Consider the following 14,718-nt stretch of genomic DNA (forward strand, 5'->3'; position numbering starts at 1 on the left):
CTCTTTCAAAGATTATTTTGCTGGATTAACACCTGTTGCCACGATTCAAGTAATTCACTCAACATATCAATGATTGGTCTTATTGATTCCTTTTTCTTGGTTAAATTCGCCTTAACTAATTCACTCGTCATAAAGTCATATAACTTAACGAGGTCCGCTGGGATTTCTCCTGCAACATCTGGATTAACACTTTGCTTTAATTCATTAATGATGTCTTGTGCCTTAACTAATTCATGATGTGCACTATTGTTATCCGCGTTATCAAGTGCAAATTCTGCCCGTTTCAGACTTTTAATTGCACCTTCATACAAGAAAATAACGAGCCTCTCAGGCGAAGCACCTAAAATTTGACTGCTTAGATAAACATCTTTTGCTTTACGCTTGTCTGTGTACATTTTTATACTCCTTTAGTACTTTATAAGTCCATATCAATTAATGATGGTCCTTCTTCTTGTTGTAAATAAGTCATTACCGTACTTCTTTGTGACTGATTTAGCTTCTGAATATGCTTCATTGTTGATTGTTTTTCATTCTTAATCTGCGTAATCAGCTGCCTATAGTTATATTGTAATTGTTGATATTCTTGGAAATCACCCAATCTAGCCGGTGTATCCATTTGCTGTAACATCTCCAATAATGCATTCGTCTCATTAAGTACTTCTTCGTACTCTACAAACTCTTGCTCTAGACTACTGCTAAGTAATCTATTTATTTGTGCTATTATTTTCTTATAATTATTCACTTTATCCCCTTTTAGCTACTGCTACTACTTGAAGAAGATGTCAGACTTGTGACATAGCTAAGCTGTGTCTCTGCTTTCATCATCGCAGTATCAAGTCGTGTATAAATATCAACATAGTGATCTTTCTTAGCTTCCAATGCCGAAGTAAACTTGTCAATTTGATCATTCAAGTCAGAGATAGTTGAGGTGTACCCTGACAACTTAACTGCAATAACACCCTTATTTGTCGAAGTATCTGATAAGTAACTATTTGCCAAGGTTCCAAGGGTAGCTGCATACCCCGACTCTGAAGTTGTTGTTCCTGTAACACTCTTGGTTGACTGATAGAAGAAATTCTTGACTGCATCAGGATCACTAGCTAGCTGCTTTTTAAAAGTATCCTCATCAAAACCAACTGTCCCATCATTATCGGTAATTGAGATTCCAAGTTTACTAGCATTTATGGCTGTCCCATTCGTAGCTGAAGATGTCATCAAACTACTTAATTGACTTTGAAGCCGGGTTAACTCACTATCTCCTACTAGAACACCTTGGGTATTGTCCGAACTGCTTGGGTCACCAACATCCAAGTCACTGCTTATGAGACTCATCATGCTATTGTATTGACTAACTAGTGTACTAACGGCCGAAGTCGCTTTGGAGGTATCATTCGTTAGGGATAACGTTACAGCATCACTGCTGCTTTTTGAGAGATTAATTGTAACTCCCTTAATCGCATCAGAAACGGAATTAGTGTTACGTTCGACGGATACCCCATCCAACTCGAATTTGGCAGCTTGTCCAGTCGTGGTGGTAGTCTCGTCACTACTTATTCCAAGTGAGCTCAATAAATTATCGCTATCAGCCGAAATTGCTAGTGTCTTTGCTCCTGCATCATTTTCTGCTAACACCAAGTGATTATCTACTAGGCTAGCTTTGACTCCAGAAGTTTGGGTTTTGGCATTAATCTTATCAACCACATCGTTCAATGAATCCGTAGCGCTAATGGTAATATCGTCTGATGAAGTAGCGCTATCATCAACTGCAGATGTGCTACTCTTCAAAGTTAATGTTCCACTAATACCAAGTGCAGTAGCTTTATCGGTAGATACTTGACCTCCAACAACTTTGGTATTTGTTGCCAACTGGTTAACTACCAATGAATGTGTGCCTTCATCAGCATCAGAAGTTCCTGAAATTGTAGCTATGCTTGAATCAGAAGTGGTCGCAACCTTTGTTCCAAAGGCATCGTCAGATTCGAGTGCTTGAATATCAGTCAAAAAATTAGTTAACCGACTCTTGACATCTCCCCATGCAGTCTGTTGCGACTGAATCGTCGTAATCTGTGTTTGTGCCTTTGTCCTATTTGTGTATGAAGTATCAGCCTCCAATAAGGACTCAATAGTACTTGCCGTGATACCTGAATATTGTCCCAATGTAGTGCTAATTCCGTCAGTAGTTGTCACGCTAGTCAATAATATCAACCCTTTCGCTTCTTTGAATACTAAATTATCAAGTCATGTGTAATTATGTGTTTATAAACAATCCTTATGTATACGACAAAAGCCGAATCTCCATTCGACTTTTGTGCACTATTACGTTTCAATAAAATATCGTTGTCAATCTTAAACTTGAAGCAAAGTAAGTACTGTGTTAGGCATTGAGTTAGCTTGTGAAAGCATTGATGTAGCTGCCTGTGTTAAGATGTTTTCCTTTGTAAATGTAGTCATCTCAGAAGCCATATCAACATCACGAATTTGTGAGTTTGCATCTGACAAGTTCTCAGAAGTTGTTCCCAAGTTGTTGATTGTATGTGTCAAACGATTTTGTGCGGCACCAAGATCGGCACGTTGTCCAGAAACTTGACCAACTGCTGATGTAAGAGCTGTTATAGCTTCAGATGCCTTACTAATATCAGCTGTCTCTTGTGCTGCGGTTTTATCAGTAGTTAAAGTCTTTGCATTAGCTACTACGTCACTAGAAACATCACTCCATGTAGAAGATGTAGTTAATGATGAAGTATCAACACCAATTTTTGACAAGTTTGCAAGATCCGTAGTTGTTAATGTTGCTGTTGAACCAGAAGTAATTGCTGCTACCGCAGAAGCTGCTGTCTGGACTGCACTAACTTCAGTAGAAGAAGCAACTAACGATAATGAGTCAATACTTAGTCCGCTTGCACTCATGTCACTGATTGAAACCGAAAGTGTTTGGCCAGCATTTGCACCAATTTGGAAACTAAATGTGTTATTACCACTCAAAAGGTTTTTGTTATTGAATTCTGTATCCTTGCTGACACGTGTAATTTCACTTTGAAGAGCACCAAATTCTTTTTGGATATCTTGACGATCGCTGTCTGATAAAGTACTGTTAGCACTTTGAACAGAAAGATCACGCATACGTTCAATCATTGCTTGGCTTTCGCTAAGTGCACCTTCAGCTGTTTGAATCAATGAAACACCATCTTGGGCATTACGAGTAGCCTGAGACATCCCACTGATTTGTGACTTCATGTTTTCTGAGATAGCTAATCCGGCAGCATCGTCACCAGCTTTGTTGATACGTGACCCAGATGAAAGCTTTGCCAAAGAATCACTCTTGGCTGTTGTAGCAGCATTTAAGTTGCGAAGTGTGTCCATCGCAGAGATATTAGTATTTATACGCATATATAATTCCTCCATTTTTTACGAGTTTATTTTGAGGCTTCCCCCTCATGTTTATAGATATCGGTCGCATGTTGAATTGTTTAATACTATTACTAAGAAATATCCATAAAATTTGCTCTTGTCTGTATCCAATATTATGTAGCACATAATTTATCAATTTTTTGCTAAAATATAACTGATAATATTACTAAGAGGTGTATACATGAAAATATTTATTGTTGGAGCCACAGGACGTGTCGCTACTAAACTAATTGAACAATTGGCTTTGGAAGGTCATGAGATTTTGGCGGGTGCAAGATCCCCAGAGAGAGTTTTAAAGAGTCCGTATGTTACCCCGCTGAAGTTAAACTTACATGATGAGCTTGAAACCTTATCAGGAATTATCAAGGATATAGATGTTATTTACTTTGTTGCTGGCTCACGCGGAAAAGATTTATTACAAACCGATGCCTTCGGTGCTGTTAAAGTAATGCAAGTTGCAAAACAAAACCATATTAATCGATTTATTATGCTTAGTTCTGCTTTTTCTTTAGAACCAGAAAAATGGAAGAGAAAAGGAATGGAGAGTCTGTTAGACTATAACATTGCTAAGTTCTTCGCTGATAATTATCTTGTCCACCAAAGTAAGCTAGACTACACAATCTTACAAGCCACTGCATTAATTGAGGAAGAAGGCTCTCACAGAATTGATCTTAATGAAAAGAGCGGTCTAAAAAATACAATTCAAAATGTGGCTGAAACACTGGCAGCCCTCATCAAAGCTGATAACACTCGTAAAAAGATTATTAAAATGAGCGATGGAGAAACTCCTATTAGTGAAGCTTTGGCACAAATATAAGTTCTAGTTGTTTGATTTCATTTTTATAAAAGATGAACAAAAAGAGACTAATGAAAACTCATGAGCGTTTTTCACTAGTCTCTTTTTGAATGGCATAGTCCTTTAAGTTGCCATAAAATCATATATTAAATTAATGAATGTATATCGTAATAACCGTAAATAGGCAAAAAAAGATGCCAGGAACATTGGAAATTATTACAGGCCAATCTTTATATGTTTTATTCCAGCCATAGCCAGTCCAAAGTGAGGCATTTACCATTGCTACAAATAGCTGTAAAAAGCCAACTGGATGTCCTGAAAAATTACTAATAATTTGAGGAATATATGAAATATACATCGCAATGCACATAATAGTTGCCAATTTACTTAGTATTTTGAGACGCTTAATCCTATCAGCTGATACTGCGTCTTTTCCTTCTGGATATTTTGATGTGTCAATTCTCATATGCTTTTCTCCTTATTGGTTAAAGTATACATTATAGCTTAACATTCTTTTTTAGAAACATAAAAAATAGTATGGGAGAAAAAACAACTAAGTAATATTTGTACAATCCTATGTTAGTCAAACTACAGTTCACTTTTTCGTTGCTCCGATGGCAATTTTTTATAAAATTCAAAATATTTTTTGTAAAAAAAGCTATAGTTTGAAATTCCGACAGCCTGTGCAATTTGATTAATTGGAAGTGTCGTTGAGGTAATCAGAACATTAGCCTGTGTTAATCTTTTTTTTAGCACTGTTTCTGAAAATGATTTTCCAACTTCTTTTTTAAAAAGATTACTGAAATAATTTTTATTGTAATTATATTTTTCAGCTACTTGTCTCAAGTTAATATCAGTATAATTTTTATCAATTTCGTCTAAAACCTCAATCATTATTTTTCTTGTTTTACTTTGTGGTTCATCTTCTAAAATGCGATAGTTTCTGACTAAATTTGTAATTAAAATTTGTAAATAGGCCTTGATCACAGTATCCGAAAACTCTCTTTTCAAAAAATATTCTTCAATAATTTCATCCATTATCTTTGAAATCTTGTAGTTTTTTGCCGTTCTAAAAATCAAGAAGTCTTGCTGTTGAGTTGATTTCATCGAGCTTTTCAATAAAAAATCATATAAAACACTGCGACTTCGCCTTAGGTCTTTCAATAAATCAATGTTGATATTGCTATTTCTAAATAAAATGTTAATCAACAAGTCACTCTCACCAAGTGTCCCAATCGAGTGTGTTGCTCCAACATCTAATAATAGTAAATCTCCTTTATTCAACACAATCTTTTCTCCATCTACTGATTGAGTCGATTTTCCCTCAAGCATGTAATTAATTTCTAAAAAGGAATGTGAATGGGTTGGATAAGGTGCAAATCTATTGTGCTTGCTTACATAAATATCCTTGTTCTTAAAAAAATAGTTATTTAGAACCTTAAAACTGTTGGTTTGACCTATTCGTTCAATTGTATTTGCTGGTATCTCTTCTAGATAACACTCATCTTGTTTTTGTTTAGTTTCAATTGGATTTAAAGTTTTTAACATTGCCATAACTCTTCGATTTAACATTTTTTCATCTCCCTATAATTACTCAAAAAGTCAATAAAAGTACATAATTTTAACAACTCTTTGAACATTACCTTTAAATAGTGGGTACCAAGAAAGCGTATTCATTTATAGCTTAACAAATCTTAAAAGAAAGTCAAAGTCTCATTGCGATACTCCTTATCTTAAATCTTGTCTCATGTTAAAGTTGTTTTATCGCTTATAAGACACTCTAAATCATCCAATTTAAAATCATTGTAATTGTCACAACAGAGAAGATGGTACTGACTAAAGTACAGATAGAAACATATTGTGGTTTTTTGTCAAACTCAATTGCATATAGTGTAGTGTTTGCCGCACTAGGCATCGCTGCCATTAGTACAAGTACAACCATCATACTATGACTAAGCATCAACACCGTTGCTATAAAGTAAGCTATCAGCGGAGATATTACTAATCGAAATAAGCTAGCCCACCCTGCTGTACGCCAATCTACTCTTTTAAGGTGAATATCTGCCAATTGCATTCCTAAAACTAACATGATGATTGGTATTGTTGCATTCCCTATTAAGTCGACACTCTTCATAAGAAAATTGGGTACTACAATATTACACTTGTTTAATATAATTGCTGGTAATATAACATAGTTCATTGGTTGCTTAAAAATATTCTTCAAAGCCTCTTTTACACCTGAACTCTTATCAGACGCTACATATATTCCTACTGTTCCCATCAATATATTATGAAAAATCATAATTACCATTCCATATTGCAGTTCCTTGCTACCAAATGCAAACATTATTATAGGTATCCCGAAATTCCCACTATTCGGAAAACAAATTGATAACAAAAATGCGTCTCTTTCATTTGAATCTAAACTCCAAAAGCGACTAAACGCCACTCCCATAATAATTAACAGTATCAATATTATACTTGTCACAATGATAATGGTTACGAACTTACTATTGATAGAGTACTTATAAAATGTTTGAAATACCAAAAAAGGAAGAAGCAAATATATTGCCATAGTTGAGAGCGGCTTAATAGAAATTTGCGTTTTTACTTTGAAAATATATCCACTAACAAAAATTAATATGACCGGCAGCATCACATTCTCAAAAATATTCATCCTTTCATCCCCACCATGTAATCTACATTAAAAAAATAAAGCCACTGTAACTTTTCATAGTTACTTGACTTTATTCTTATTGTTTTCCTTAAAGAAATGCGGGATTTGCAACAACATTAAACGCTGTAGCTAGTTCCTTCAATTGTTCATCAGAGATAGACTGTCTAATTTCTCCGCCCTGTGCCCCAATTTGTGAATAGATTGTTGCAGCTTTTTCAACTGTTTCAATCAAGCCAAATGTCTCATCTAAGTCTGAACCTACTCCAAACAATCCATGATGTGGCCACATTACTACACGAAAATTTTGCATTTTACTTGCCGTTGCCTTGCCAATAGCTGTTGTGCCCGGTGTCATATATGGAATCAAACCTACACCTTCTGGAAAGACTACCAAAGATTCTGCTTGCATCTTCCACAAAAGTCGTGAGATATGTCCTTCATTTAAATCTTGTGTGAATGACAATGCAATCACATTTGTTGGATGACAGTGCATTACAACTCTGTGAGTCTTGTCGAATTTTAATCTTTCAATATGTGTCATCAAGTGACTTGGAAATTCTGATGTTGGCTTACCGCCATCTTCAAAGCCCCACAATAAATCTGCCTTTTGTCCATCAGGCGTAATCTGAACCAAACCTAAGTCAAGTGTTGGTTGATTAACTACATTTCTGAAATACCGTCCTGTTCCAGTAACCAAGAAATATTCCTTTGCTAATGGAGATGCATCAAAGCCAAGCATAAAAGTTTTTTTTACTTCTTTAACATCATCAAAATCAGCTAAATCGGTACTATTGATTCTCAATGAAACATTGCCACCATTGCGTTCATCCCAACCATGTGCATAGGACTCATGCGTGATCTCACACATTTTTTTTACAAATTTTGAATTTACAAATTTAGTCATTATACTTTTCTCCTTAGTTTATGTCTGTTATTTGAATTTAATTTCTTTTAAATAAAACGTCTTTCTCATACTGATGAATATCTTCCAGCCAGTCAGCTCCAACTGGTGTCTCATTTTCTAAACAAAATTCATCCCAAACTGCACCAAATGGATACGACTTGAGCTCTTCTGTAACAGCTAAACGTGTTGTAAAATCATAATTCAATTCTGCCTTCTTCAATTGGTCAATTGGTGCCAACATTGCCTGCAACAAAGCTTTTTGCGTTGCACGTGCTCCAATTACCCAAGCAGCCACGCGATCAATGGTTGCATCAAAGAAATCAAGTCCAATATTTGTTCGTTCTAATTGGTTGTCTCGTACCAATGAACGTGCAATTCGTATCAATGCATCGTCCATAATCACAACATGATCACTATCCCAACGAACTGGTCGTGACACATGCAACATCAACCCTTTGCCAAATGGTAAGAACGCTGAAAACTTATCTGAAACATCTTCTGTTGGATGCCAATGACCTGCATCAATCGTCCATAACTTATTACGACTAATTGCGTAGTTATTATAGAAAAGATGTGAACCAACTGTATATGACTCAATTCCAGTTCCAAAGAGTTTTCCTTCAACTGCCTCAATGGTATTTTTTTCTTCATACTTTTTCGCAAAAATTTCATCGAGCGATGCAATTAAACGATCTCGTGGACCTTGCTTGTCAATTGGATTATCTTTGAACCCATCTGGAATCCAAAAATTATTAACTGATTGTTGTCCTAACTCTTTACCAAAATAATTTGCAATTTCTCGCGATTTCTTACCAACTTCAATCCAGTAATCACGAATTTGTTTTTCAGGACTAGCAAGTGTGAAATTATGTTTTACTTTTGGATGAGAAAAGAATGTCGGGTTCATATCAAGACCAACACCTTCTTTTTTAGCCCAGTCAACCCAGTATTTAAAATCTTCTGGTCCAATTTCGTTGAAGTCCTTCTTTTGGTCAGTTACTGCATATAATGTATGCAACTGGACTTTATGTTGACCTGGAATCAAGGTAAGTGCCTTATGCAAATCAGCTGTCAATTCATCTGGTGTATGTGCAATTCCTGGAAAATCTCCACTGACCCCAATTCCCCCTGTTAATTCTTGATCAGGGTTTAAGAATCCATGAATATCATCGCCTTGCCAGCAGTGCATTGAGAGCTTAACCTTCTTTAATTGTGCAATCACTTTATCTGTATCAACACCAATTTCTGCATATCTTTCTTTAGCTATTTTGTATGCCTTTTCAATATTTTCTGCTTTAACCATCTAAAATTCCCCCTTTAATCTAAATGAAATACTTCATGTAAGTCTAAAGTTACTGGACTTTTATCTTCATTAGTATCCATGATTGGCTCCATATATGCCCACCATTTTTTACACTCTTCAGATTCCGCAATAGCATTATATTTCTCGACATCGTCAACCTCTAGGTAGGCAAATAAATTTCCAGTCTCTTTATCAAGAAATATTGAGTAATTATGTGCCCCAGCGTCTTTTAAGGCTTCTCGCATTTTTGGGAAAAGATTATTATGTCTTTTCTCATACTCTTCATACTTATCGCGATAAACATGCATTAACTGTCCCATTCTAACTGTCAACCAAATTACCTCCTCTATATTTTTCATTCTTCAAAAACTTTTTGTAATCATCTAGGATATTAGGATACTTTTCTCTCTCAGGAACAAACTTGTTTATTTCGAATGATTCACTAATTATTTGACGAGCAAGATAAATATTCAAAATATCACCTTTCGTAATCATTTGAACCACAATGTTCCCAATTGCCGTTGCTTCACTTGGACCTGCATATACATCAACATCACTAACCGTTGCTGTTAGTTGATTCATTAGATCGACATTTGAACCGCCACCAACAATGTTTAAACTATCAATGTGGTAACCCAAAATGTCATCAAGAATAGATAATTCACTTGCATAATATAGTGACAAATTTGAGTAAACAGCCATTGCGAGTTCTCCCGGTGTTTCAGGAACCTTCTGTTTAGTTTCACGACAATACGCTTGAAGTTCTGCTATCATATTCTCTGGATTCTGAAAACGAGCAGCATTTACATCTATGAATTGTTGGAATGGTGGTTCTCTTTTTGCCAAATCTGCTAAATCTGCAAAACTGTACTGATTACTCAACTCTTTTTTTATGTTTTGAATGATCCACAATCCCATAATGTTTTTCAAAAAGCGATAAGTCCCGTACGCTCCCCATTCATTCGTATAATTTTGTTCAAAAGCTTGTTCTCCATTTTCTGGAGTATTAAGTTCTGCACCAATCAGCGACCATGTACCAGAACTTAAATAGGCCCACCGCTGGCCCAGAGCAGGAGTACCAATAACAGCAGAAGCAGTATCATGTGTTGCTACTGTAACTACCTCAGTTTGAGGCAAATTATATTTTTTAACCAATTTCTGACTAACATTGCCTAGAATCGTTCCAGCTTCTACTAATTTTGGAAACTGAGATTGCCTTACATTAACACTCTTCAATAAATTATTATCGAACAGGCCCTCACGTAGACTTAGCATCTGTGTTGTTGACGCATTTGTAACTTCAGTAACTGCTTTTCCAGTTAAAATAAAACCAATATAGTCTGGAATCATCATTATTTTATCTGTTTTGGCTAATAATTCTTTATCCTCTTCAAATAATTGATAAAGTGTATTAAAATCAAGAAACTGAATTCCAGTTTTTTGATAAATATACTTTTTTGATAACGATGTTGTTAACTTCTCTATACTTTCATGCGTTCTATTATCGCGATAAGAAATCGAATCTTGTAATTTATCTCCTTTTTGATCAACCAAAACATAATCAACAGCCCATGTATCAATCCCTAAAACAACTGAATCATATCCAGCTTTTTTGATTTTACCTAATCCAATTAGGATTTCTTCTATTAATTTGTCAATATCCCAACGATCATGTCCTTTATTGTGGACAAAACCATTTTTAAACCGATGAATTTCTCTCAGACTCAATTTTTTTTCAACTAGTTCTGCAAGCATTAGTCGACCGCTTGAAGCCCCTATATCAACAGCAACATAAGTTTTACTCATAAGTCACGTCACCTTCATCCTTAACTTGAAAATTTTAGTCTTGCTCATCACCATAACGTTCTTTTGTAATTTGTGATAAAGTTTTACCGCGTGTTTTAGGTGTCCATAATATCCCAACAATTAGTGATACAAGTAACAAAGCAATCATTGCAGTTCCAGCAATTTTAAATCCTAAAGTAGATAAAATAATTGGAAATACAATTGACCATATACCTGCTGTCCCACGAACAATAAAGAACATAAAACCTTGCGAACCTGCCCGATATTTAGTAGGAAACAATTCAACAGCCCATAATGCATACCATGCTTGAGCACCAATTCCAGCTGAAATTCCCCAAATGATAACAAATGCCAACAACGATGCCCAACCAAAACCAATATATGTTAGAATTACCCATGAAATCACTGCCATGCTTGCTCCTATGAAGAAGAATGATCGATGATTAACTTTATCTCCTAAAAGTGCAAATCCGAAATATCCAGCAAGTGCTGTGAAAATCCATAATACTGCTTGTAACATATTTGCTTGTGTATTATTCAAACCACCAACCGTTTCATATACGAACGGCATAAAAAATCCCATTGCACCCGCAACTAAGTTCCAAAATACGTAAACTCCACATAAGAATAGAATACTTTTAACTGATATCATATTGACAAAAAGATCACGATAAGGATGATTCTCAACTGTAGATTCCAAATCCTTTTTCTTTTGATCGATCCAATCCTGTGATTCTGGTAATTTTTTTTGTAAATTCCATGCAATAAAAGCTACTACTGTCAAGAATGCAAAAAGTAATCTACTCCCCAGCAAGCCCAGTGGAGCCAATAAAGTACCTGATACAAAAATGATTATTGGTCCCATTGACCATGCAAATTGTGAGATACCGATATTATGGGCCCGATTAGTGTCACCTGAAGTCTCTCCAATATAAGTCCATGAGGCAGGAACTCCCGCACCAACTGCAATCCCTGTTACTAAAAACCCTAATAAAAGCATCGGGAAATTAACTGAAAAAACAACTATTAGTGTTCCTAACATATAAATCAACATATCGTACGTATAAATCATCTTTCGTCCATATTTGTCTGAAAGTCTTCCACCAATAATTGCACCTAACGCTGACCCAAATGCATTAGCACTTAGGGCTCCCAACAATCCAACATCAAAATCAGATAATCCAAAAGATTTTTGCCATAATGTTAAACCTGATGCACCTGCTACAATTGAGCCAGAATCCAGAAAATTGGTTAACGATACAGCCCAAGTTGACCCATTTGAACTTTCTTTTGCCATGCTGCCACCCCTTGTCATTTTTAGGATATCCATTTTGTATACAAGTAGATTACACCATTTTATGTATGCGCTTTCAATATCAAAAAGACAGTCTTTATATGTCATATATACATAATTAAAACTCGAAAAATAATATAAAATAGCGGCTTTTAACAAGATCCTTTTTTGGTCATATTCCAGCAAAAGTTTCCTCTCAAAAAATCCAAGCAAAACTATATTTTGAGCTAGCTCTCCTTAATTTTCCGTGAAAAAAAAGTTCTACTGTTAACTGATTTTCATCAATTAATAGCAGAACTAATCATTAAATTTTTTATATTTACATAAATTTTCTTGAATCATGAGTAACATAACTTCATTAATTATTCTGGTTGGTACTCCTCATCAATAACCAAAACAGGTTTAATTGTCTTTCCCGTAACTGAGTCATTGTTTGCCTGATTAATATCCGCAAATTTATAGAATTTTTCGGTCTTATCAAAATCAAACATTCCTAATTTATAAAATTCAATCAACCGTGGAACATCAATTTGTGGAATTGAATCACCCATATTGACACCAACAACTTTACGATCAGAAGTGCACAAATCATTCCATGAACTCATTGTTATATTATTTGCAGTTACAGCAATCAAAGCTGCTGTCCCACCTTGTGCTAGCGCATTAATTGCTTGTAGCATAACAGACTCAATTCCTGTTGTGTCAACAGTAAAGTCCACCCCGTAACCATTCGTTAATTTTTGAATAGCTGCGACTGGGTCTTCCTCCTTACTATTGATTGCCTGAGTTGCACCAAGTTCTCTGGCTAATTTAAGCCTTTCTGGTACAACATCTACCGCAATCACTTTTGTGCATCCTGAAATTTTACCTGCCATCATTGCTGCTAAGCCAACTGCACCAGTACCAAAAACAGCAATTGTTTGCCCTGGCCTTGGCTTCAAAGTATTAAAAACAGTACCACTACCAGTTACATAACCGCAACCCAAAGGCCCAAGTTTACGCAAATCAAGTTCTTGGTCAACCTTAACAGCATTACGTTGATTTACAACCGTATGTGTTGTAAAAGATGACTGGTTAAACATATCACTGATATGCTTGCCATCTTCAAGAAAGTGATCAGTTCCATTTGCGCGTACTCCGCTCAAATTATATTTGGCATAGCTTCGACACTGTGTCGGTATTCCTTTCAAACAATTGTCACATGTGCCATCAGAATAAAACGACAAAACTACATGATCACCAACTGCAAAATCTTGTACTTGCGAACCGACCTTCTCGACAATTCCAGCACCTTCATGTCCTAAAATTACTGGATAACCTAAGGAAGCATCGCCTTTACGAATAGCTTCATCTGAATGACAAATCCCACTTGCAACTACCTTAATTTGTAAATCTGTTGGTCCCATATCTGCCAGCTCAATATTATTGTTGATTACAAATGGATCACCAATCTTATCAACTACTGCTGCACTGATTTTCATGACATGTATTCCTCCTTGAATTAGTGAATTATTTAACTAGTTAGCTTCATTATATTTATAATAAAAGCGTTTTCAATGACAAATTAACATCTGTTAAATAACAAATTTACATATTGTAAATCACTAAACTTCAAAATAATGCTGAAAATGCAATGTTTAATCTAGATACTAACTTAATATAAATAATTATTAAAAATTAGTTATTTGTATCACAAAAGCAACAAGATCTAATTTTTTCTCTTAACAAATATCAAGATAACTAACTGTATCACTAATACAATTATAAAAAAGACTGCTAGAACACTCAAAGAAACTAACCTTGTCTTTGGTGTTTGGACTGTACCTGAACCATCAATCCTTCTCGTCAACAAAATAAAACTCAGCACACCAAAAATTAGTAACCAAACTAAGTTACTCAACCACCACAGTTTCAATTTCATATCGCTAACTACTCCTTTTTTTGGTAGTAGTATGTACTAAACAATTGCCATAATAGAATTAGACTGCTTATAAAAGTTGTAGTTTGAAAACTAAAATCATTTAAAATATCATTAATAAATGTACAACTTAAGAATACAGTTAGACTACATATCTGCATTAAAATCTGTATTTTACTATCTGCGAACTTAGTTAAAAAAACTAGTATGACACTCAAAAAGATTAATCCGTCCATTACTAACAATGCCCGTGAATTTGAAGATATAGTCAATCTGCTAGTGATTACTGTTACTAATAACAGTAACGGATAAAGCGAAGTTATAGTAAAATTACTTTTTTCAACCTTTGCTTTCTCTCCTCCACTAATCAGTTCATCCGTTGTAGTTCCATAAACATTCGCCAATTTTTTTATCAGTATAACATCTGGTAAATGTCTCCCAGTTTCCCAATTAGAGACTGCCTGCCGTGAAACATGTAATTTTTTGGCAACAACAGCTTGAGTGAGCCCATTTTCTTGTCGCTTATGCTTTAAGAGTTCTGATATCTTAGCTACAACCATACATACTCCTCCTCAAAATTAACGTGTCTCTATTATAGTAGCAAGACAGACA

The 14,718-nt window shown here is 35.2% G+C and carries 16 protein-coding genes; 1 reads left to right on the forward strand and 15 read right to left on the reverse strand.

Annotated elements, in window-relative coordinates; genetic code table 11:
* Nucleotides 1-5: 5 nt before the first annotated feature.
* From fliS to FC80_RS02755, 4 genes are all read right to left on the reverse strand, one after another.
* Nucleotides 6-395 carry a flagellar export chaperone FliS gene (gene fliS, locus FC80_RS02740; protein ID WP_057828620.1) on the reverse strand — a complete coding sequence of 130 codons (390 nt, stop codon included), beginning with the start codon at nt 393-395 and terminating at the stop codon, nt 6-8.
* A gap of 20 nt (nt 396-415) precedes the next feature.
* Entirely contained in the window at nt 416-742 is a 327-nt protein-coding gene (locus FC80_RS02745; protein ID WP_057828621.1) for a hypothetical protein, read from the reverse strand.
* A gap of 11 nt (nt 743-753) precedes the next feature.
* The gene (gene fliD / locus FC80_RS02750) at nt 754-2,205 is read right to left on the reverse strand and encodes a flagellar filament capping protein FliD (protein ID WP_235807223.1); all 1,452 of its coding nucleotides are present in this window, start codon (nt 2,203-2,205) and stop codon (nt 754-756) included.
* Nucleotides 2,206-2,346: 141 nt separating this feature from the next.
* Nucleotides 2,347-3,387, reverse strand: a complete 1,041-nt coding sequence (locus FC80_RS02755) for a flagellin N-terminal helical domain-containing protein (protein ID WP_057828623.1) — start codon at nt 3,385-3,387, stop codon at nt 2,347-2,349.
* Between the two features lie 202 nt (nt 3,388-3,589).
* Here FC80_RS02755 and FC80_RS02760 point away from each other — a divergent pair, with 202 nt between their 5' ends.
* Complete coding sequence (locus tag FC80_RS02760; protein WP_057828624.1) at nt 3,590-4,225, forward strand: NAD(P)H-binding protein; 636 nt, start codon at nt 3,590-3,592, stop codon at nt 4,223-4,225.
* 130 nt (nt 4,226-4,355) lie between these two features.
* Here FC80_RS02760 and FC80_RS02765 read toward each other — a convergent pair whose 3' ends face one another.
* From FC80_RS02765 to FC80_RS02815, 11 genes are all read right to left on the reverse strand, one after another.
* Nucleotides 4,356-4,670, reverse strand: a complete 315-nt coding sequence (locus tag FC80_RS02765; protein ID WP_057828625.1) for a SemiSWEET family transporter — start codon at nt 4,668-4,670, stop codon at nt 4,356-4,358.
* A 122-nt stretch (nt 4,671-4,792) separates the two neighbouring features.
* Nucleotides 4,793-5,776 (reverse strand): AraC family transcriptional regulator, encoded by a 984-nt coding sequence (locus FC80_RS02770; RefSeq protein ID WP_057828626.1) that lies wholly within the window; start codon nt 5,774-5,776, stop codon nt 4,793-4,795.
* Nucleotides 5,777-5,984: 208 nt separating this feature from the next.
* Complete coding sequence (locus FC80_RS02775) at nt 5,985-6,881, reverse strand: AEC family transporter (protein WP_057828627.1); 897 nt, start codon at nt 6,879-6,881, stop codon at nt 5,985-5,987.
* A gap of 88 nt (nt 6,882-6,969) precedes the next feature.
* On the reverse strand, nt 6,970-7,785 hold the full coding sequence (rhaD, locus tag FC80_RS02780; RefSeq protein ID WP_057828628.1) for a rhamnulose-1-phosphate aldolase: 816 nt from the start codon (nt 7,783-7,785) through the stop codon (nt 6,970-6,972).
* A gap of 37 nt (nt 7,786-7,822) precedes the next feature.
* Nucleotides 7,823-9,088 (reverse strand): L-rhamnose isomerase, encoded by a 1,266-nt coding sequence (locus FC80_RS02785; protein ID WP_057828629.1) that lies wholly within the window; start codon nt 9,086-9,088, stop codon nt 7,823-7,825.
* Nucleotides 9,089-9,102: 14 nt separating this feature from the next.
* Nucleotides 9,103-9,420 (reverse strand): L-rhamnose mutarotase, encoded by a 318-nt coding sequence (gene rhaM / locus FC80_RS02790; protein WP_083486905.1) that lies wholly within the window; start codon nt 9,418-9,420, stop codon nt 9,103-9,105.
* Complete coding sequence (rhaB, locus tag FC80_RS02795) at nt 9,410-10,894, reverse strand: rhamnulokinase (protein ID WP_057828631.1); 1,485 nt, start codon at nt 10,892-10,894, stop codon at nt 9,410-9,412. Before rhaB ends, rhaM begins: the two co-directional genes overlap by 11 nt.
* 34 nt (nt 10,895-10,928) lie before the next feature.
* The gene (locus tag FC80_RS02800; RefSeq protein ID WP_057828632.1) at nt 10,929-12,191 is read right to left on the reverse strand and encodes an MFS transporter; all 1,263 of its coding nucleotides are present in this window, start codon (nt 12,189-12,191) and stop codon (nt 10,929-10,931) included.
* 359 nt (nt 12,192-12,550) lie between these two features.
* A complete protein-coding gene (locus tag FC80_RS02805; RefSeq protein ID WP_057828633.1) occupies nt 12,551-13,669 on the reverse strand; it encodes an NAD(P)-dependent alcohol dehydrogenase in 1,119 nt (372 codons plus the stop codon).
* A 227-nt stretch (nt 13,670-13,896) separates the two neighbouring features.
* A complete protein-coding gene (locus tag FC80_RS02810; protein ID WP_057828634.1) occupies nt 13,897-14,109 on the reverse strand; it encodes a DUF3923 family protein in 213 nt (70 codons plus the stop codon).
* An 8-nt stretch (nt 14,110-14,117) separates the two neighbouring features.
* Complete coding sequence (locus FC80_RS02815) at nt 14,118-14,666, reverse strand: helix-turn-helix domain-containing protein (RefSeq protein WP_057828635.1); 549 nt, start codon at nt 14,664-14,666, stop codon at nt 14,118-14,120.
* Nucleotides 14,667-14,718 lie beyond the last annotated feature (52 nt).

Source organism: Liquorilactobacillus cacaonum DSM 21116 (assembly GCF_001436735.1).
Taxonomy (GTDB): domain Bacteria; phylum Bacillota; class Bacilli; order Lactobacillales; family Lactobacillaceae; genus Liquorilactobacillus; species Liquorilactobacillus cacaonum.